We start from the raw sequence: 17181 nt of genomic DNA on the forward strand, positions 1-17181 counted from the left end.
GTGCGAACGATCGGTCAGCACCGGGACGCGGTCCAGGCGCTCGTGGGACCGGCCCTGCCGACCGCGGGGTCGTCGCTGCCGCCGGAGTCGTCGTCGGTCGTCGCGCTGGCCGTGGAGTCCGGAGCAGGCCACGGGTACCGCGTGCTCGCCACCACCGTGCTCGCGCCGACGCCCCTGCCGGCCTTCGACAACAGCCAGATGGACGGGTTCGCCGTCCGCGCCGCCGACGCCGGTACGACCGTCCGGGTGGGCGCACCCATCCCGGCCGGGGTCGTGCCCCCGCCGCTCGGCGCGGGCACCGCGGCCCCGATCATGACCGGAGCGCGGATCCCGGACGGGGCGGACGCCGTCTTCCCGGTCGAGTCCACGCCCGCCGGGTCCTTCCCCGCCGCTCTGCAGTCCGACGACGTGCCGGTGCCGCCCGACCTCGCCTCGGGGGCCTTCGTGCGTGTCGCCGGCTCCGACCTGGCCGCGGGTGCTCCGATCGCCCGGGCCGGGCAACCCCTCACCCCGGCCGTGCTCGGTGCGCTGGCAGGCGCCGGCGTGACGACGGTCGACGTGGTCCGGCGCCCGCGGGTGCTCGTCGTGTCGACCGGCAGCGAACTGCTCGACCCCGGGTCGACGGCCGACACCGACCTGCGCGCCGGGGCCGCCATCGGCGACGCGAACGGGGTCGCACTCTCCGCCGCGCTCGCCGAGGTCGGGGTCGACACGCGCCAGGTCCGGGTCCCCGACGACCCCGACCGGATCCTCGGCGCCGTCGACGACGCCGTGGGCGACTGGGCCGACGTCGTGCTCACCACCGGGGGGATCAGCGCGGGGGCGTACGAGGTCGTCCGGCAGGCCCTCGGACCCCGCGGACTCGTCGTGACCCCGGTCGCGATGCAGCCGGGCGGGCCGCAGGCGCTCGGATCGGTCCCGGTCGCCGGTCGATCGGTCCCGGTGGTCGCCTTCCCCGGCAACCCGGTCTCGGCGCTCGTCTCGTTCGAGGTGTTCCTCCGCCCGGTCCTCGCCCGCGCCGTCGGGCTGCCGGAGCACCGTCCGACCGCGGACCTGCCGGCGGCCGAGCCCGCGACCTCGCCCGCGGACAAGCACCAGGTCCGTCGTGGGACCGTCGTCGACGGCCGCGTGCACTTCGTCGGGGGCCCGAGTTCGCACCTGCTCTGGCACTACGCCGAAGCCACTCACCTCGTCCACGTCCCCGTCGGCGTCGCCAGCGTCGAGCCGGGCGACTCCCTGACCGTCTGGAGCATCCGATGACCGACCTGTCCCACGTCCGCGCCGACGGCAGCGCCCACATGGTCGACGTCTCCGAGAAGGACGTGACCGCCCGGGCCGCGACCGCCACCGCGACGCTCGTCACCCGACCCGACGTCGTCGCACGCATCCTGGACGGCTCGTTGCCGAAGGGCGAGGTCATCGGCACCGCCCGCATCGCGGCGATCATGGCCGTCAAGAAGACCTCGGACCTCATCCCGCTCTGCCACCCGCTGCCGATCGCCGGCGTCGAGGTCGACATCTCCGGCGCCGACGACCGAGTCGTCGTCGAGGTGTCCGTGCGGACGACCTCACGCACGGGCGTCGAGATGGAGGCCCTGACCGGTGCGAGCGTCGCCGCGCTCACCGTCTACGACATGGTGAAGGCGGTCGACAAGACGGCCTCGATCACCGACGTCCGCGTCCTCGAGAAGCGCGGCGGCCGCTCCGGCGACTGGAGTGCCCGATGAACGACACGGCCGTCCCGGACCGAGGACGGGCCTCCGTCGTCGTGGTGTCGACCTCGGCCGCCACGGACCCGGCCCTCGACCGCACCGGGCCGGTCATCGCCGACTGGCTGCGGGACCGCGGTTTCGCCGTCGGTGACCCGGTGATCGTCGCCGACCGTGGTCCCGTCGCCGACACCCTCGCCGCTGCCGTCGCCGGTGGCGCACGGGTCGTCATCACGACGGGCGGGACCGGCGTCACGCCGACCGACCGCACCCCGGAGGCCGTCGCACCCCTGCTCGACCTGGAACTGCCCGGCATCGTCGAGGAGATCCGCCGGCGGGGACTGGCCGGAGCCGGACCGACCGCGCTCCTCAGCCGTGGCGTCGCCGGCATCGTCGGGGGCGGCACGTTCGTCGTCACGCTGCCGGGGTCCCGTGGCGGGGTGGCGGACGGCCTGGCCGTGCTCGACGGCCTGCTCGACCACCTGCTCGCCCAGCTGCACGGTGACGGTCACGCTCCCCGGAGCGCCTCGTGAGCGCCGGAGCCGCGGACCGCGTGGTCGTCGCGGACGTCGTCGACCGCGACATCACGGTGGACGAGGTCTCGCGGGTCGTCGCCTCCGACCACGACGGCGCGGTCGTCACCTTCGCGGGGGTCGTCCGCGACCACGACGGCGGGAAGGGCGTCACCGCGCTCGACTACGAACGGCACCCGAGCGCCGGCGAGGTCATCGCCGAGGTCGCACGCACCATCGCCGAGCAGCACCCGGAGGTCCGCATCGCCGTGCTGCACCGTGTCGGCGCGCTCGGCATCGGGGACGTGGCGCTCGCCGCGGCGGTGGCGTCGGGGCACCGCGCTGAAGCGTTCGCGGCGTGCGGGGCGCTCGTCGACCTCGTCAAGGAACAGGTGCCGATCTGGAAGCACCAGCGCTTCACCGACGGGACGGACGAGTGGGTCGCGGCGCTCTGATGACGGCGGTGCGCGCAGTGGTGTTCGATCGGGAGTCGTGACCATCGACGACCTGGTGACCCGACGGTGGGCCGCAGCGGACGAGGACGCCGAACGCGTGCTCGCCCACGAGCAGTCGCTCCTCCGGGTGACGCCGTGGACGAGGTGGAGCATCGGACTCGGCCTGGCGGCGCTCCTGGCCGCGATCGCCGGCTTCGTCCTGCTGCCGCGGGGAGAGGACGACGTGGCGCACTTCGTCGTCGGGATGGTCCTCGTCGGAGCGGCTGTCGTGTCCGTCGTCGTCCGCCTGGTCGTCGCCGCGCGCAGTCGACGGGTCGTCGGGACCGCGTTCCCGACGGTGACGACGGTCCTGTCCGCGCGGGAGCGGCACGCCGTCGCTCGTGCCGTGGACGGGAGAGTCCGCGCACCGGAGGACCGACTCCGGATCGTCCGCGCGGCTGCCGTACTCCGTGCCGCTCCCCACCGGATCGAAGAGACGACCTGGTACTCGGCGTTGTTGGCCGCCCTCGCCGTCGGGAGCTCGACCGCGGCCCCGTTGGGTGGCGCGTTGTACGGCGTCGCGGCCGTCCTGTCGGCAGGAGCCGCCCTGTACGCGGGGCTCGACGTCGCCCGGGTCCGACGAGCGCTGCGGTCGTCGCCGACGCCGTGGGAAGCAGCCGTCACGTACCCCTGACCCGTGCGGCAGGCGGCGCCGGGTCGGCGGCGCCGGGTTGGCTGGGCCGGGTTGGCTGGGCCGGGCTGGCTGGGCCGGGCTGGCTGGACCGGCTGCACTGGGTCGGAAAACCGACAGAAGGCCGCCGGACTTCCGCGGTGATCTGTCGGTTCCGCGCAGGAGTCGGCCCGGCACCGCCCCGTGAACACGGGCGTAGCGCCGCCGCCTCGAGACTCCCTAGTATCCGGACCATGGGAATCCTGCTGTCCGGCGTGAGCGTCGTCCTGCTCGTGTTCGCCCTGATCGACATCATCACGCGCCCCGACAGCGAGGTCCGCGGCCTGCCGAAGGTCGCCTGGATCATCCTCGTGATCCTGTTGCCGTTCGTCGGCAGCATCGTGTGGTTCGCGATCGGCCACGACTGGAGCGCCGGCCCCCGGAACCACGGCCGGTACGTCGAACCAAAGCGCCACGAGGACGGGTACGCCACGCTCGGCGCCGCCAAGGTCGCACACGGGGACAAGCGGATCTCCGGCACGGAGCAGGAACTCGCCGAGCTCGAACGTGAGATCGAGTACTGGGAAGCCCAGGCGCGCCTGAAGCGGGCGAAGGAAGCCGCTGGCGAGGGCGACCCGAGCCCCGCGAGCTGAGCCGAGCCTCCAGGACGGTCCGGCGCCGCGCGGACCCGCACGACGATCTCCGGCCCGAACCACGGGCGTCCGCGGTTCGGACCGGATGCCGCTGGCCGGATCCGGACCGCACCGCCGAGCCCGGCCGACAGCTCGCCGCCGCGCCTCCGGACCCGAGCCCCCGGCCGCCGCGCTGCCCGGCCTCTGGTCGCCGTGCCGCCCCCGGCCGCCATGCCGCCCCGGCCTCCGCACCCGAGCCCCCGGCCGCCGCGCCGCCCGGCCTCCGGCCGCCGCGCCGCCGCACCCGAGCCCCCGGCCGCCGCCGATCCCGGCCGACAGCTCGTCGCCACGCCGCCCGCGGCGCGGGCCGCCCCCGCGCCCGCCTACCCTGGTCAGGTGGCTCATCTCCTCGGCGCCGAGAACGTGCATCTCGAGTTCCCCACCCGTGTCGTCTTCGACAGCGTGACCATCGGCCTCGACGAGGGCGACCGGATCGGCGTCGTCGGGCGCAACGGTGACGGCAAGTCGACGCTGCTCGCCCTCCTCGCGCAGCGGCTCGAGCCGGACACCGGCCGGGTGACGCACCGTCGCGGCGTGACGATCGGGTACCTCGACCAGCGCGACGTCCTGCCCGAGGGCATGACGGTCGGGCAGGTCGTCGTCGGTGAGCTCGCCGAGCACGAGTGGGCGGGCGACCCGAAGATCCGCGACGTCATCGGCGGCCTGGTGTCGGACATCCCCTGGGACGAGACCGTCGACGAACTGTCCGGTGGGCAGCGTCGGCGGGTGGCCCTGGCGCGCCTGCTGGTCGGTGACTGGGACGTGCTGTTCCTCGACGAGCCGACGAACCACCTGGACGTCGAGGGCATCCAGTGGCTCGCCGAGCACATCAACCGCCGCTGGTCGTCGAACCAGGGCGGGATGGTCGTCGTGACCCACGACCGGTGGTTCCTCGACGCGGTGTCGACCGACACGTGGGAGGTGCACGACGGCGTCGTCGAGCCCTTCGAGGGCGGCTACGCGGCGTACATCCTGCAGCGCGTCGAACGTGACCGGCAGGCGGCGTCGAGCGAGCAGCGCCGGCAGAACCTGGCGCGCAAGGAGCTCGCCTGGCTCCGCCGCGGTGCCCCGGCGCGGACGAGCAAGCCGAAGTTCCGCATCGACGCGGCCAACGCCCTCATCGACGACGTCCCACCGGTCCGCGACACCGTCGCCCTGTCCCAGACGGCGACGGCGCGTCTGGGCAAGGACGTCGTCGATCTCATCGACGCGGGCGTCTCGTTCGACGGCACGATGATCATCGAGGGCGTCGAGTGGCGCATCGCCCCGGGGGAGCGCACCGGCATCCTCGGCCCGAACGGCGCCGGCAAGTCGACGTTGCTCAACCTCGTCTCCGGGAAGCTCCAGCCGACCACGGGCCGGGTGAAGACGGGCAAGACCGTGCAGATCGCGGTACTCGACCAGCAGCTCGCCGACCTGCAGCAGTTCGCCGAGGACCGCGTCCGCGAGGTCGTCGCCCGCAAGAAGACGAGCTACGTCGCCGACGGCAAGGAGATGACGCCGTCGCAGTTGCTCGAGCGCCTCGGCTTCACGTCCGAGCAGCTGTCGACGCCGGTCAAGGACCTGTCCGGTGGGCAGAAGCGCCGCCTGCAGCTCATGCTCATCCTGCTCGACGAGCCGAACGTCCTGATCCTCGACGAGCCCACGAACGACCTCGACACCGACATGCTCGCGGCGATGGAGGACCTGCTCGACACCTGGCCCGGCACCCTCCTCGTCGTCAGCCACGACCGGTACCTGCTGGAGCGCGTCACCGACCAGCAGTACGCCGTCCTCGGCGGGCACCTGCGCCACCTACCCGGCGGTGTCGACGAGTACATGCGCCTGCGCGCCTCCGGCAGCGGCGGTACGACGGCGTCGGCGGCTGCCGCCGCTTCGGCCGGGAGGCCCGACACCGCCGGTGCGTCCGCGGTCGCCGCCGCCTCGGGGCTGCGTCCGGCAGCGGGGACCGGCTCGGCTCCGGCCGCTGCGCCGACCCTGTCCGGTTCCGAGCGCCGTACCGTCGAGAAGGAGATGTCGGCCCTCGACCGTCGGATCGCCAAGCTCGGGGACGACCGGAAGAAGCTGCTCGACTCGTTCGCGACGCACGACCAATCCGACTACGAGGGGCTCGGGAAGCTGCAGGGACGGCTCGCCGACCTCGATGCCGAGGTGGAGCAGCTCGAGGAGCGGTGGCTCGAGGTGGCGGAGCAGCTCGGGGTCTAGCCCGGGCTCCAACGGCAGTGCCGGTCGGCGTCAGTCACCGAGGCCGAGGATGAGGCGCCGCAGCAGGCCCGCGAGCTGGTCCTGCTCACCCGCGGACAGGCCGGCGAGGATGTCCCGCTCGGCTTGCAGCAGGTCGGCGATCGCCGCGTCGACGGCAGCGCGACCGGCGTCGGTGAGCGTCACCAGGACACCGCGACCGTCACGGGGATCCGTCCGTCGGGCGACGAGCCCGCGGGCGGCGAGGCGGTCCACCCGGTTCGTCATCGTGCCGCTCGTCACCAGGGTCTGCTGGAGCAGCGCCTTGGGACTCAACTCGTACGGGTCGCCCGCGCGCCGGAGCGCCGACAGGACGTCGAACTCCCACGGCTCCGTCCCGCCCGCCTGGAACGCCTGACGTCGGGCGCGGTCCAGGTGCCGGGCGAGCCGGTCGACCCGCGACAGCACGTCGAGCGGGGCGAAGTCCAGGTCCGGGCGCTCCCGCCCCCACGCCGCGACGATCCGGTCGACCTCGTCCTCTGGCGGCATCCGTCCATCATGGCGTGGATCGGCGGCGCACGACCAGTGTCGGGCACATGGGAAGATGGTCGGGCTCCTCCGGGGGCGTTCCGCCTTGGTGTAATGGCAGCACGACGGCCTTTGGTGCCGTTAGGTCCGGGTTCGAATCCTGGAGGCGGAGCTCGGGCGTGTTCGGTCTTTGCGGGATTCCTGGTCATTCTTTTGTCTGTGAAGGCTGCTGGCGCCGCCAGAGTGTGGCTCAGCAGTGCTCTGGACCTCGTCCTGGCCGTTCGGTGAGCCCGAGCCCATGGCGAGCAGGCGGTTCCGTGAACGACGAAGGCCCCCTGACCTGTTTTCGGGCAGGGGGCATCGGCTCGATTGCCGAGCGAAGTCGTTGATTGTTCAGTTCGGGGCGAGCGAGGGCGCCTAGCCGAGGAGCTCGTCGATGGGTACGAGGTAGTACTCCGGGGGCTCGGAGTCCGCTTCGGTGGCTTCGAACGGCTCGACCCGTGCGTTCGGGTTCTGCTTGGCGTAGGTCATCCAGTGGTTGCGGTTCTTGGCGCTCAAGCGCTTGAGCGCGAGACGGTCCTGGAGGAAATGGATGAGGCGGCGGAGGTTCTGGGAAGCGGCGGCAAGCGCTGCAGCGATCTCTGCGAACCACGGGCCACGACCCCGGCGGTTCAGCGGGTCGTGAAGTCCCTCTGCCTGGGGGTCTTTCACTCGCGAGTTCACGGATTCGATCGTGTTGCGGAGTCCGTACCAGCGGCGCCACTCTTCGGACTTGTATTCGAACTCTTGTCCGAACTTGAGGTGCTTCGTCCCGTCCCCGTCGTTGCGCGGATCGGCAGTGAGGACGCCGGGGATCTTCACGGTCTTGCCGGGGATGGGGGTCTTGAACTGCTCACCGGTGGTCTTGTCGAAGTCGATGGGGTCGAGTCCGGTCGGGTAGAAGTACTGGCGCGAGCCGTCGGCGTTGTGGCGGCCCCGCGGCTTGAGTCGATACTTCGCGCGCTGCTCGCGACGCTTGGTGACGAGGTCATGTCCCGCGGCGAGCGTCGCCTCACGAGCCACGGGATTCGTCATCTTCGATGCGGCGATTCGAGTCTCCGCCCAGGTTGATTCGGCGAGCTTAAGGGTCTCGGGCATGAATGAGGGGTACCAGGAGCCGTCGCACATGACGAGGTCGTGCTTGCCGTCCTTGCTCGCGTAGTAGGCCTGGATGCCGAGCTTGTCGTGTGGGTAGTCCATGACGGCGTTCGCGCCGTGCGCTGCGATGGGGAGCTGGAAGTCCTCGGACTTCGCGCCGGGCAGGTACGCGCGGTCAGCGATGACCGTCGTGATCGGAATGCCGCGTTCCTTGCAGGAATCGAGGAAGCGCTTGCCTTGGCCATGCACTTCGCCGGGCTTGTGGCCGCCGAACCAGATGATGAAGAGTGGAGCGTCGATGTCCGCTCCAGGATTGTTCCGGGTGAGCGTGCCGAGTTCGGCTTCGCGACCGAAGATGCGCTTGCTGGGAGCAGAGTTCGTGCCGTCGTGGTCACCCTCGCGAACGTAGAAGCCGCAGCCGTAGTTGACGGATGCGGTGTCGTCGCCCGTCATGTTGTCGAGGTTCTTCTGCATGCCGGCGACGGGTACGACGGTTGCATCGATTGCCGCAGTGCCGTGCATGCGTTCGCGGAGCTCCTTGGGAAGAAGGAGCCAGGTCCCTTGGAGCAGCTGGTTGCAGATGGTCATCATGCGTCCCTCGAGCAGCTCTAGGCGCTCGGGGTCAGAGTAGAACTCCTCCTCGATCTCGGCAAGACGCGCCGGGCTCGGGCGTCGCCAGCGGGGGCCGGGGTCGCGGTCGAGCAGGTCTTTGAGGCGGTGCACTGCCCGCCAGTAGGCGTCGTAGAGGTCTCCTCGGTCGAAGATGCTGGGGTCGATGCCGAGCATTTCGAGCTCTTCGTTCGTTGAGTCGACGAGGAGGTCAGCGCCCGTGCGGATGCTGACGGTGCCTTTTACGCGCATTGTGACGAACATCAGCGCCATGGCGCTCGTCGTGCTCATGTACGCGTGGCGGCCTCGGCGGGACGGGTGGTCCTCTAGCCAGTACTGCTCAAGGAGTTCCTCGATGCCACCGAGTGCAATGACCTTGCTCGTCTCCCGGACGGCCCGCTGGAAGGCGTCTCGTTTGCCCATCTTGAGGTACATGAGCATCGACATGCCGAAGCAGTCCTGCATCCACTTTTCGGCCTTCTCGAAGTCGTGATGCTTCGCCTTCGGAGCGGTCATCGTGTTACCGCCTCGGCGCGGAGCTGCTGGCGGTAAGACGCAGCGCCGAGAGCGGGAACGTGGGCGACGAGTTGGTCGAGGTGTTCGAACTTGGTGACGCCTGCGGCGGTCATCAGTGCCCGCATGTTCGTGCCGGCGATGAGGTGGGTGATGATCCACGTGTTCCGCATGCGCGTGGTCACTGGGTCGGGCTCGTTGCCGCGGTCCGTGTCGTAGAGGAACGTGGTGAGGGTGCTGATGCCGTGCTTGACGCGCTTGGGTGAGCCGAACACCCAGTCGTCCTCGGCGACATTCGCAATCGCGTTGAGGAGCAGGGGCTCGAAGCGTGCGAGAAGGGGCACCGCGCGTCCGGTGCATGCGACGCTGACGAGGATCCCGTCGGCGTCGACGGTGATATCGCGTCGGCGGACCTGGAGCAGTTCGTTGGCTTTCAGGCCAGCCCCGGTGCAGAGAGCGAGGACGACGCCAGCGCTGCGGCGGCGCGCGGCAGTTGACTGGCCGGTTGCCCAGCTTTCTAGCAGGTGCAGGTCGAGGTCGTCGTAGGGAGCAGCAGTGCTCTGAGGCGAGGTTGCGGAGAACTCGAGCGGGACGGTGCCGACGAGCGCTTCGGACATGCGCATCAGCAACGACCGATACGTGCGGCGGGTCGTGTCGGTCCAGGTGACATCGGCCCGGGTGACGTAACGGCGGACCATCACCGGGTGGAACACGACCATCGTTTTGGTCGGGTAGCCGTTGATGTTGACGACCCAGTCGACGTACGGCGCCGCGACGACGAGGAGACGCTCAGCCGTGATCGTTGACGCCGCGGCAGCCTCGGCCGAGGCATCGAGCACGAAACGACGGATCTGATCCCAGCGGTCCGCAGGGAACGTCGGGACGTACGTCACAGTAGCCGCCAGGAGCAGTAGGCAGGCGCAGCGTGCTTCGACGAGTTGACGGCTGAATCGATTCGGAGTCGTTCGCATGCCATCCCTATGCGGGACGCTCCCGTCCGGGTCGGCCGTGAAATCCAAGATCGATGATCCGACGCCTTCGGTTCCCACTGCTGGCGCGGATTGCAGCGCGACACGCCCGGGTTTCTCAGTGCCACCGTGTGTGACCCGTTCGAGGGCATTTCGGGCCTTGCATGCGACGAAGGTGAGGAGGGCGCGTGCATGCGGTTCGCGCTCCTCTCCTGCGTCGTGGACCCGGTAACCGTAGTGATCCGCTCCGCCCAGTTGGTCCTGTTCGTGGACCCGGCCGGCGGACATGCCGTTCCGCCAGCGAAGTTCTGACCCGTTCCGCGCATACCCGCTCCGCGATCGAAAGCCGGTCGCGGAGAGGAACCCATGCCCGCCCCTACCCCCTCCCTTGCTCTCCTGCGGTCCGAGTACGAAGCACTCAGCGCGCTGCCGACACGGCAGCTCACCCTCGATCAGCGACGCAGCATCGACTACTTCTTCGCCGACATCGACGAGACCGCAGCAGTCGAACCGTTCGTGCGTCGATGGATCCTGCGTGTGCACGGCCTGGACGCGTTCGTTGCACAACACGCTCGGATGCCTCGCGCAGATTCGCGGCGGCCACGTCCAGCGACCGACGAGCAGGCGCTGGTTGACACGGTGGCGTACTTCCGTCAGGCGCACGCCTCGGGTGGCTACCTCGATTACCAGAAGCGGCGGCTGGAGGCGGTTCCGGGCTTCGCGTGGTCCCCGCGCGATTCGACGTGGTCTGCGCGCTTTGCTGAGCATCAGGAGTTCTGGGAAGCGCACGGGTTTGCTCCGCGGCGCCGCTCGTCCGACCCGGCAGAGGTGATGATCGGGCGGTGGGTTGCGCATCAGCGCGCGCTCGAGAGCCGCGGGCAGCTCCGCGCCGACCGGGCAGCACGGCTCCGCGCGGCACGCTACCGGGTGCTCTGACCGCGGGCTTCGGCAAGCAGACGTCGCCGATGAACCGCGGTGTGCAGGTCTGGGACGTGGACGAGGGACGCTGCGAGATGTGCTGCTTTGGTGGTGCCGGCAGCGCGCATGAGCAGGTCGGCGGGCGTTTGTGCGGCGAGGTGTCCTGCTATCCAGGTGGCCCGCATCCGTGTGGGCATTGGGTTCGGCTCGTTGCCCCGGTCGGTGTGACGGATGAACTTCGTCACGATGTTGAAGGTGGTCTCGCGGTCGGCGGCTCCGAACACGAGGCGGTCGCCGCTCAGGCCTCGGAGTCCGTCGAGGAGGAGTTGCTCCCACCGCTGGTTGACGACGCTCTGCCGGGGCGTTGCGCCGGTGACATCGATGACGATCCCGGAGCTCGTGACGCAGACGTCGCTGTGTTGGAGGTGCTGCACTTCCCAGGCGTCCAAGCCGGCTCCTGCAGACAGCGCAAGCAGCACACTCGCGCTTCGGCGGCGCTGTGCGTTGGCCTGTCCTCGGGCCCAGGACTCGAGCAAACTGAGTTCGAGGTCGGTGTACGGCATCGTCACTGACTGACCGTTGAGTGCAGAGAACTCGAGCGGATCCGCGGTCGGAACGACGACCTCCGAGACCCGCAGCAGCAGCGAGCGATAGTCACGCCGGGTCTTGTCGCTCCGCTCGACGTCATCGCGGCTGATGTAGCGGCGGATCATCACCGGGTGGAACACGACCGCTGCTTGCAACGGGTACTCACACACGTTCACAACCCAGTCCACGTGCCCGGCGACGACGACCATCAACCGCTCCGCGAGCCAGGCACATGCCGGTGCGATGACCGCCACCGCGTCCTGGACGAACAAACGAATGCGCTGCCACCGCTCCGCCGCGAGCTGCGGGGTGTATGTCGCAATGGCGTGCGCGGCGCTCGGCTGAAGGCGCGTGACAAGAGTCCCTTCGCCCAGGGCTGAACACTGATTCTCCGCGCCCACGGGAGCGAATGAGAGCGGCGTTGGCTCCCAGCATCGCGTGTGCGCACAGTTGGAGACCGGGGCCGGGCGTGCGAACGGGCGACCGTAGGCAGCACCCATAGGACGGCCGCTGATGCCCGAGGGGACGCGCAACCGCTGAGGACGCACAGCATCCACGGGCGCGATAGCTGAACGAAGAAGATTGCGCTCATGCGCGGTGAAGAACGACACAACCGACCTATGCGACGAGCCGAGGAGCGGGTCGTTGCTGTGACCGTCGGGCGTGTCACACCTTCGTGCCGGTCCCCAGGGGCGGCGGCTTCACGTAAGGCTGAACGGTGACCGATGCGCCCTCTCAAGACCGCTTGCAGACCCTCGAACTTCGCTTCATCGCCGCGCTTCGTGACGGCGACCACGAAGCCCTCGAACGGCTTCTTCATGCCGACTTCTCGGCAACCGAGATTGGAGGCGAAGGACAGATCTCGCGCCGCGAGTTTCTCCGCCGAGCCATCTACGCAGAGTTCGTCGTTCCGAACACCGAGCCGCGGTGGATTGCGAACCACGACGAAACGCCGCCCGGGAAGATCAGTTATCGCTGGAACGACGCCGAAGGCGTCGAACACTGGCGCGGCTCCTGGTTGAGCGAGACGGACGAAGGCCTGCGGCTACGTCAGTACTTTGCCCAGCAGCGTGCCTTCAATGGAGGGGAGCTGCACCGGTAGCGCACTGACGACACGCCCGACCGGGAAGATCCGCGACCTGATCGGCGCAGCGCGGCATAGGGGCCAGGAGACCAACTCCTGGAGGACCCCTTGGACTACCGCACCGCCACCCGCGAAGAACGAGCAGCCGAGTTCATCGCGTTCGCGACGAAGCTGCACGACGGCCGCTACGACTACACCCACGTTGGACGGAACTACGTCAACGGTGACACCAAGGTCACCATCATCTGCCCCGAGCACGGCCCCTTCGAGCAGGCGCCGCGCGAGCACCGGCGAGTTCGAGACACCCCTTGGGGTCCGCAGCGTGGGCAGGGATGCCGCGACTGCAAGGGCTTCAATGCCAGCGTGGAAGTCCGTCGTGACCGCTTCGTCGCCAAAGCGGTACAGGTCCACGGGCAACGTTACGACTACAGCGAAGTCATCTACGTCGACGCCAAGACGGACGTGACCGTGGTGTGCACCGACCACGGCGCTTTCTCTGTGCGTCCGGACAACCACACGTACAAGCACCCCGCTGGCTGCCCGGACTGTGCCCTCCGAGGGCACCGCGCTGCTCCGCGTTCCAGGACAGTAAACGAGAAGGGCCAGTGGCGGAACCGTCCCGCCGGGACCACCACAGGTCGGAAGCGGCCGAATCGAAACCGAGCGGACGCTCGGTAGCGGACCTCGCCGACGAACTCACTCAACTTCATCCGCGCCTGGGCGTCCGTATGGAGCACCGAGTGGCGACAGACGGTCAAGAGCTCGGCGGAGGCCAACGCATCCGGACACTTTGGCCCGCGAGTCCTGGCCCTGCTCGCCTCGGTTGGCCACCGGGACTGGGAGGTCATCAACGAGCGCACCATCCGATAGCCCGAGTGGGTGCTCGGAGGTGACCGTTCGCGCCCTGCTGAAGGTCATTGGTACCGGTTCGATCGTAGAGAACCACCCTTCACCACAGGCAATGTCCCATCCGCACCGTTCCCGGGCAGCGAGTCGCGGCCGTCACCGATTAACGCCGGCGCCCTAGTCGCTCACCGATCCGACATAGCGCAACAGCTCTGGTGTTGGGGCTCGCGGCGGGCATCCACGGCGAGCCTGACCGCTCGCTCCCGAAGCTCCTCCGGGTACTTCCTCGGTGCTCTATTGACTCTCGTCCTCCCGTGAATTGAGACCCTCCATCAGACCCGGGGTAAAACATCCAGCACGAACAGCCGGACGTGCTGCCAGCGCTCCTGAGCAAGCTTCGTCGAGTACCTCGGAGCAGCACTTGCTGCTGTCGCGGGGATGCGCGACAAGAGTCCCTCGCCGAAGGCGGCACTCAATTTGGGTCGCCGCGCAGCTGCGCCAGGAGCGGCTCCTGCTCCCAGCATCGCGTGTGCGCGCAACCGGTAGCCGGCGCCGGACGAGCGAACGGCCGGCCGTACGGAGCACCGGCTTGCCGTCCGGAAACCCGAGATGAGGTGCGGTGGGACCGAGGCTCGACATCGATCGCGAAGATCGACCCGGCTCGGAGAAGAGAGCGCTCATAGTTGCTCAGCGGAGGCACCGCCGTCCTATGCTGCATCGCCAAAGCGAACTCCGTACGCTGTCCGGCCGGGCGCGTTGGGCGTTCCGGTGGTTTTGCGGCTTCGTCGACCCATGGAAGTGTTGGAGCGTGACTGACGCACCATCCCAAGACCGCTTGCAGATCCTCGAACGGCGCTTCCACGCTGCCATCCGCGACGCGGACTACGAGGCGCTCGAACAGCTCCTCGAAGACAGATTCATGGCTGGAGAAGTGAGCGGGGAACAGGGCATCTCGCGTCGAGAGTTCCTGCGTCGGGCCATCTACTCGGAGGTGGTCACGCCGCCGGTGGAGCCTTGCTGGGTGCCGGTCAACGACGAGACGCCAGCAGGCAACATCTCGTACAGCTGGACTTCTCAGGATGGCGTCAGTCACACGCGGGGCTCGATGTGGCGCGAAACCGAGGAAGGGCTTCGCCTCCGAAACCAGCTCGCGATCGTCGGAGCGTTCAACGGCGGAGTACCGCGCAAGTAGACCGAACGACACTCCGGACGGGGCCATGGACAAAATGTCGGGCCACAAGGCTTGTTGTCAGCGATTCACGTGTCCTGTCACTAGGGCGCGCGCCGGTCTGCGCCTGAAGCGGTGGTTGGTTGCCTCGCTGGGGGTCCGCACGAACAGCCAGCTCTTGCTTCTCGGGGAAGCGGACGAGGTCGACTCCCCGATGTCCGAGTGAGTGCAGTCGGCGGGTCCGTGCTGCTCAGTGACGAGCCAGAGGGGATGAACACCGTCACCATGGCGTTCCACGGGATGTTCTCGCGGTTCGTCGATGTCGCGGAGCTTGCTCCCTGTTGTTGTGGACTCTGGTTCTAACTTGTCCTTGCCGGTGTGATCTTGTCCCTGGAACCACTTCGTTGTCCGCAGTGGGTGTTCCGTGACCGAGTCAGCGAAGTCCGCTGCCACACGAAGGTCGCTTCGCCACTGCGGACAGGCACCCGGTTCCGCGAGGGTGAGGTCCTGATTCCTTTCTTGTCGCCGCACGAATAACTTGTCTCCTTCGCTCACAACTTGTCGCCGGAGCGCGTTCCTCGGTGCTGCCTTCGTCAGGGGTCGTCTCCCGGCGAGTCAGGAGCAGCGTGCCGTGCGCGCTAGGTCGCTGGCGGGGTGAACACGGCGTTCGGCGGGGACGTGCTCGAGCGGGGCGCGCAGCGATCTGGTCCCCGCGCTGGCGTCCCCCGACAGGAAGTCCTGCACCCTTGCTCGGGTACGTGAGCGGTGTTGCGTTTAGCGCCCCTTCACCGGGCATTTTCGCGGGACAGTCATACGGGAATCCCCAGGTCAAGCAGGACACGGGCAAGTTGTCGTGGTTGTCGCCGCCAGTCGTGTACCGGTGAACGACCGGCTAACGGGACGTCGCAGCCACGCCTGCGTCTGAACATCTAGCTTGTGGTGATGAAGAATTTTTGGGTTTTTCTCCTTTGCGGACTAGCTGTGCTGCTTGCCGGCGTAGCGCAGCTTGTGAACGGCGGCACGGGAGGTCTCGTGTTCGGTATCCCGCTCGTGATCTTGGGTGGCATCTGCCTCATCGCGTCCGTCGTGTATCGATCCCGAGCGTCGCGCTGAGGAGCGGAACGCCGTGCAGCCACTGCTCCAGTGACGTCGCAGACGGTTGCGGGCGCCGCAAAGGAGGGCAGACTCCGCCCTACTTCCGGCGCAGCGCCCGGTAGCGGATCCCCTACCGTGCACCACTGCGGAGCGCCGGGACGGTCCCCCGTGGCAAGCTTGTGCCCAGGTTGGGGAAGGACCGCGATGGATGAAGCACTCTTGTACGACCTCTGCAGCCGTGCTCGACTCATTCAGATCCGGTCTGCCTCAACTGAAGCAGGACTCCGGGGTCTCACCGATTTCATCGGTCGTGCTGCCCGCTGCTCGGACAGCCACTCACACGCGCGTCTGCTACAGCTGATCCAGGCTGCGCCGCGGCCAGTCGCGTTCCACTACGGCTTCCGTCGGCTCGAAGCGGTCAGCGCGAGTCGAACCATGGCCCCGGACGCGTTCACCGACTCTGAACGCGGCGAGTACGACGCTGCGCAGAGCGCGCTCCTCAAGAGCGTTGGACGTGACTCGGGGGAACCGGCGCCTGGACCGATGGGAGTCGTGCGGAACGTGCTCGAGCAGTTCCTCCTCCGTTGGTTCTGAGGGAAACATCGAATCAGACTCGATCCCACTCGAGGATCCGCTATCGGTGAGCGCGTTGATCGACGCTGGCAGCATCTTCGCGCCCGCCGCGATCTACCCTGACGACATGGTGGCATCTCGAGACAACTCGGCAATCAGTTGTCCGCGCCGAGCTGCGTTTCCTGCTGTAGTCGTCCTCGCTGGTGCGATCTTCGCGGTCGGGATGTTCAGTCTCGGGAAGATCAGGTACAGCTACGTGAGCTGGGAGTCGGTGGCTGTCGCCTCGGAGGTCGCGATCCCGTTGGGAGTCGTGGTGGCCGCTGCCGTCGCGCGCGTCGGAGTGATCGTGAGAAACCGCGCGGAAGACGAGCTCGTGGCGCATCCGGTCCGCCGTGCATCGGTCGTTGTGGGAGTGCTGGCGTTCGTCGCTGCTGTCGTCGGCGGTCTCCTGTTGACGGCGGGCGGTTGGCAACTTGTCCTGCCGGCGGCCGCCGCCTGCGGTTGCCTGGCCGCGGGATGCTCAGGTCTTCTTCTACGACAGCCGAAAGCAGACACTCGAGACGACGAGTCAGACCGCCACGGGGCAGCGCACGGCCGGTAGAGGATCGTTCACCGAGACGCTGCGCAGGTCATCGCCGTCCCCCTATCGGCACCAGAGGACTGGCCCTGCCCCTGACGTCTCCGTGATTAATCGATTACCGGTGCTCAGTCGAGATCGCGTTCCCACTCCTGGAGCCACGCGAGGATTTCGGTCAGGTCGACGGTGTTGATTGCCGCTGTTGCGGCATCGCGGGCGGCGTCGCCCGCGTTCAGAGCGAGGGACGCTGGAACCGCTTCGAACAGCGGCAGGTCGGAGCGGCTGTCACCGATTGCGCAGCACTTGTCCGCTGAAAGTCCGCGCTCGATAGCTAGGGCGAGTGCCCGGTCGCGCTTGTCGTATTCGTCGAAGTGCTCGG

Annotated in this window: 16 protein-coding genes, 1 tRNA gene and 1 pseudogene; 13 read left to right on the plus strand and 5 right to left on the minus strand. The window is 68.6% G+C overall.

Annotation, left to right across the window (positions count from 1 at the left end; translation table 11 throughout):
* The 7 genes from glp (at position 1) to DEI95_RS01975 (ending at position 6222) form a co-directional block, all read left to right on the plus strand.
* Positions 1-1260 carry a gephyrin-like molybdotransferase Glp gene (gene glp / locus DEI95_RS01945; RefSeq protein ID WP_258367402.1) on the plus strand — a complete coding sequence of 420 codons (1260 nt, stop codon included), beginning with the start codon at positions 1-3 and terminating at the stop codon, positions 1258-1260.
* Positions 1257-1727 carry a cyclic pyranopterin monophosphate synthase MoaC gene (gene moaC, locus DEI95_RS01950; RefSeq protein ID WP_110823551.1) on the plus strand — a complete coding sequence of 157 codons (471 nt, stop codon included), beginning with the start codon at positions 1257-1259 and terminating at the stop codon, positions 1725-1727. The genes glp and moaC overlap by 4 nt, the downstream gene beginning before the upstream one ends.
* Positions 1724-2242, plus strand: a complete 519-nt coding sequence (locus DEI95_RS01955) for a molybdenum cofactor biosynthesis protein B (protein ID WP_110823552.1) — start codon at positions 1724-1726, stop codon at positions 2240-2242. The genes moaC and DEI95_RS01955 overlap by 4 nt, the downstream gene beginning before the upstream one ends.
* The gene (locus DEI95_RS01960) at positions 2239-2676 is read left to right on the plus strand and encodes a molybdenum cofactor biosynthesis protein MoaE (RefSeq protein WP_110890417.1); all 438 of its coding nucleotides are present in this window, start codon (positions 2239-2241) and stop codon (positions 2674-2676) included. The genes DEI95_RS01955 and DEI95_RS01960 overlap by 4 nt, the downstream gene beginning before the upstream one ends.
* 37 nt (positions 2677-2713) lie before the next feature.
* The gene (locus tag DEI95_RS01965) at positions 2714-3349 is read left to right on the plus strand and encodes a hypothetical protein (protein ID WP_111059209.1); all 636 of its coding nucleotides are present in this window, start codon (positions 2714-2716) and stop codon (positions 3347-3349) included.
* Positions 3350-3579: 230 nt separating this feature from the next.
* Entirely contained in the window at positions 3580-3978 is a 399-nt protein-coding gene (locus DEI95_RS01970; protein WP_110890413.1) for a PLD nuclease N-terminal domain-containing protein, read from the plus strand.
* A gap of 375 nt (positions 3979-4353) precedes the next feature.
* Entirely contained in the window at positions 4354-6222 is a 1869-nt protein-coding gene (locus DEI95_RS01975; protein ID WP_111059210.1) for an ABC-F family ATP-binding cassette domain-containing protein, read from the plus strand.
* A gap of 30 nt (positions 6223-6252) precedes the next feature.
* Here the strand turns inward: DEI95_RS01975 and DEI95_RS01980 are convergent, their stop codons facing one another.
* Positions 6253-6747 carry a MarR family winged helix-turn-helix transcriptional regulator gene (locus DEI95_RS01980; protein WP_111059211.1) on the minus strand — a complete coding sequence of 165 codons (495 nt, stop codon included), beginning with the start codon at positions 6745-6747 and terminating at the stop codon, positions 6253-6255.
* A gap of 79 nt (positions 6748-6826) precedes the next feature.
* Between DEI95_RS01980 and DEI95_RS01985 the strand changes: the two genes are divergently transcribed.
* Positions 6827-6898, plus strand: a tRNA-Gln gene (locus DEI95_RS01985).
* A gap of 245 nt (positions 6899-7143) precedes the next feature.
* On the opposite strand, the gene DEI95_RS01990 is transcribed toward DEI95_RS01985, so the two are convergent.
* Together DEI95_RS01990 and DEI95_RS01995 are read right to left on the minus strand one after the other, a co-directional pair.
* Positions 7144-8988, minus strand: a complete 1845-nt coding sequence (locus tag DEI95_RS01990; protein ID WP_111059212.1) for a hypothetical protein — start codon at positions 8986-8988, stop codon at positions 7144-7146.
* Positions 8985-9878 (minus strand): phage integrase family protein, encoded by an 894-nt coding sequence (locus tag DEI95_RS01995; protein ID WP_146243565.1) that lies wholly within the window; start codon positions 9876-9878, stop codon positions 8985-8987. Before DEI95_RS01995 ends, DEI95_RS01990 begins: the two co-directional genes overlap by 4 nt.
* A gap of 441 nt (positions 9879-10319) precedes the next feature.
* Between DEI95_RS01995 and DEI95_RS02005 the strand changes: the two genes are divergently transcribed.
* Complete coding sequence (locus tag DEI95_RS02005; protein ID WP_111059214.1) at positions 10320-10889, plus strand: Helicase associated domain protein; 570 nt, start codon at positions 10320-10322, stop codon at positions 10887-10889.
* Here the strand turns inward: DEI95_RS02005 and DEI95_RS02010 are convergent.
* Positions 10874-11860, minus strand: a complete 987-nt coding sequence (locus tag DEI95_RS02010; protein ID WP_111059215.1) for a hypothetical protein — start codon at positions 11858-11860, stop codon at positions 10874-10876. The genes DEI95_RS02005 and DEI95_RS02010 overlap by 16 nt on opposite strands.
* 317 nt (positions 11861-12177) lie before the next feature.
* Between DEI95_RS02010 and DEI95_RS02015 the strand changes: the two genes are divergently transcribed.
* From DEI95_RS02015 to DEI95_RS02025, 4 genes are all read left to right on the plus strand, one after another.
* Positions 12178-12561 (plus strand): hypothetical protein, encoded by a 384-nt coding sequence (locus DEI95_RS02015; protein ID WP_111059216.1) that lies wholly within the window; start codon positions 12178-12180, stop codon positions 12559-12561.
* A gap of 90 nt (positions 12562-12651) precedes the next feature.
* Positions 12652-13221 carry a hypothetical protein gene (locus tag DEI95_RS16395; RefSeq protein WP_146243566.1) on the plus strand — a complete coding sequence of 190 codons (570 nt, stop codon included), beginning with the start codon at positions 12652-12654 and terminating at the stop codon, positions 13219-13221.
* Positions 13222-14197: 976 nt separating this feature from the next.
* Positions 14198-14581, plus strand: coding sequence for a hypothetical protein (locus DEI95_RS02020; RefSeq protein ID WP_111059217.1), 384 nt, complete (start codon positions 14198-14200; stop codon positions 14579-14581).
* A gap of 1711 nt (positions 14582-16292) precedes the next feature.
* On the plus strand, positions 16293-16826 hold the full coding sequence (locus DEI95_RS02025; protein ID WP_111059218.1) for a hypothetical protein: 534 nt from the start codon (positions 16293-16295) through the stop codon (positions 16824-16826).
* A gap of 104 nt (positions 16827-16930) precedes the next feature.
* Here the strand turns inward: DEI95_RS02025 and DEI95_RS17075 are convergent.
* A pseudogene (locus tag DEI95_RS17075) lies at positions 16931-17152 on the minus strand (HAD hydrolase family protein); the annotation flags it as partial.
* Between the last annotated feature and the right edge of the window lie 29 nt (positions 17153-17181).

It is taken from the genome of Curtobacterium sp. MCBD17_008 (assembly GCF_003234475.1).
Classification (GTDB): Bacteria; Actinomycetota; Actinomycetes; order Actinomycetales; family Microbacteriaceae; genus Curtobacterium.

Excerpts from the sequence above, each read along its gene's own strand:
- moaC (WP_110823551.1), top strand. The coding sequence starts at position 1,257 with ATGACCGACCTGTCCCACGTCCGCGCCGACGGCAGCGCCCACATGGTC.
- DEI95_RS01955 (WP_110823552.1), top strand. The coding sequence starts at position 1,724 with ATGAACGACACGGCCGTCCCGGACCGAGGACGGGCCTCCGTCGTCGTG.
- DEI95_RS01970 (WP_110890413.1), top strand. The coding sequence starts at position 3,580 with ATGGGAATCCTGCTGTCCGGCGTGAGCGTCGTCCTGCTCGTGTTCGCC.
- DEI95_RS01980 (WP_111059211.1), bottom strand. The coding sequence starts at position 6,747 with ATGCCGCCAGAGGACGAGGTCGACCGGATCGTCGCGGCGTGGGGGCGG.
- DEI95_RS01990 (WP_111059212.1), bottom strand. The coding sequence starts at position 8,988 with ATGACCGCTCCGAAGGCGAAGCATCACGACTTCGAGAAGGCCGAAAAG.
- DEI95_RS02005 (WP_111059214.1), top strand. The coding sequence starts at position 10,320 with ATGCCCGCCCCTACCCCCTCCCTTGCTCTCCTGCGGTCCGAGTACGAA.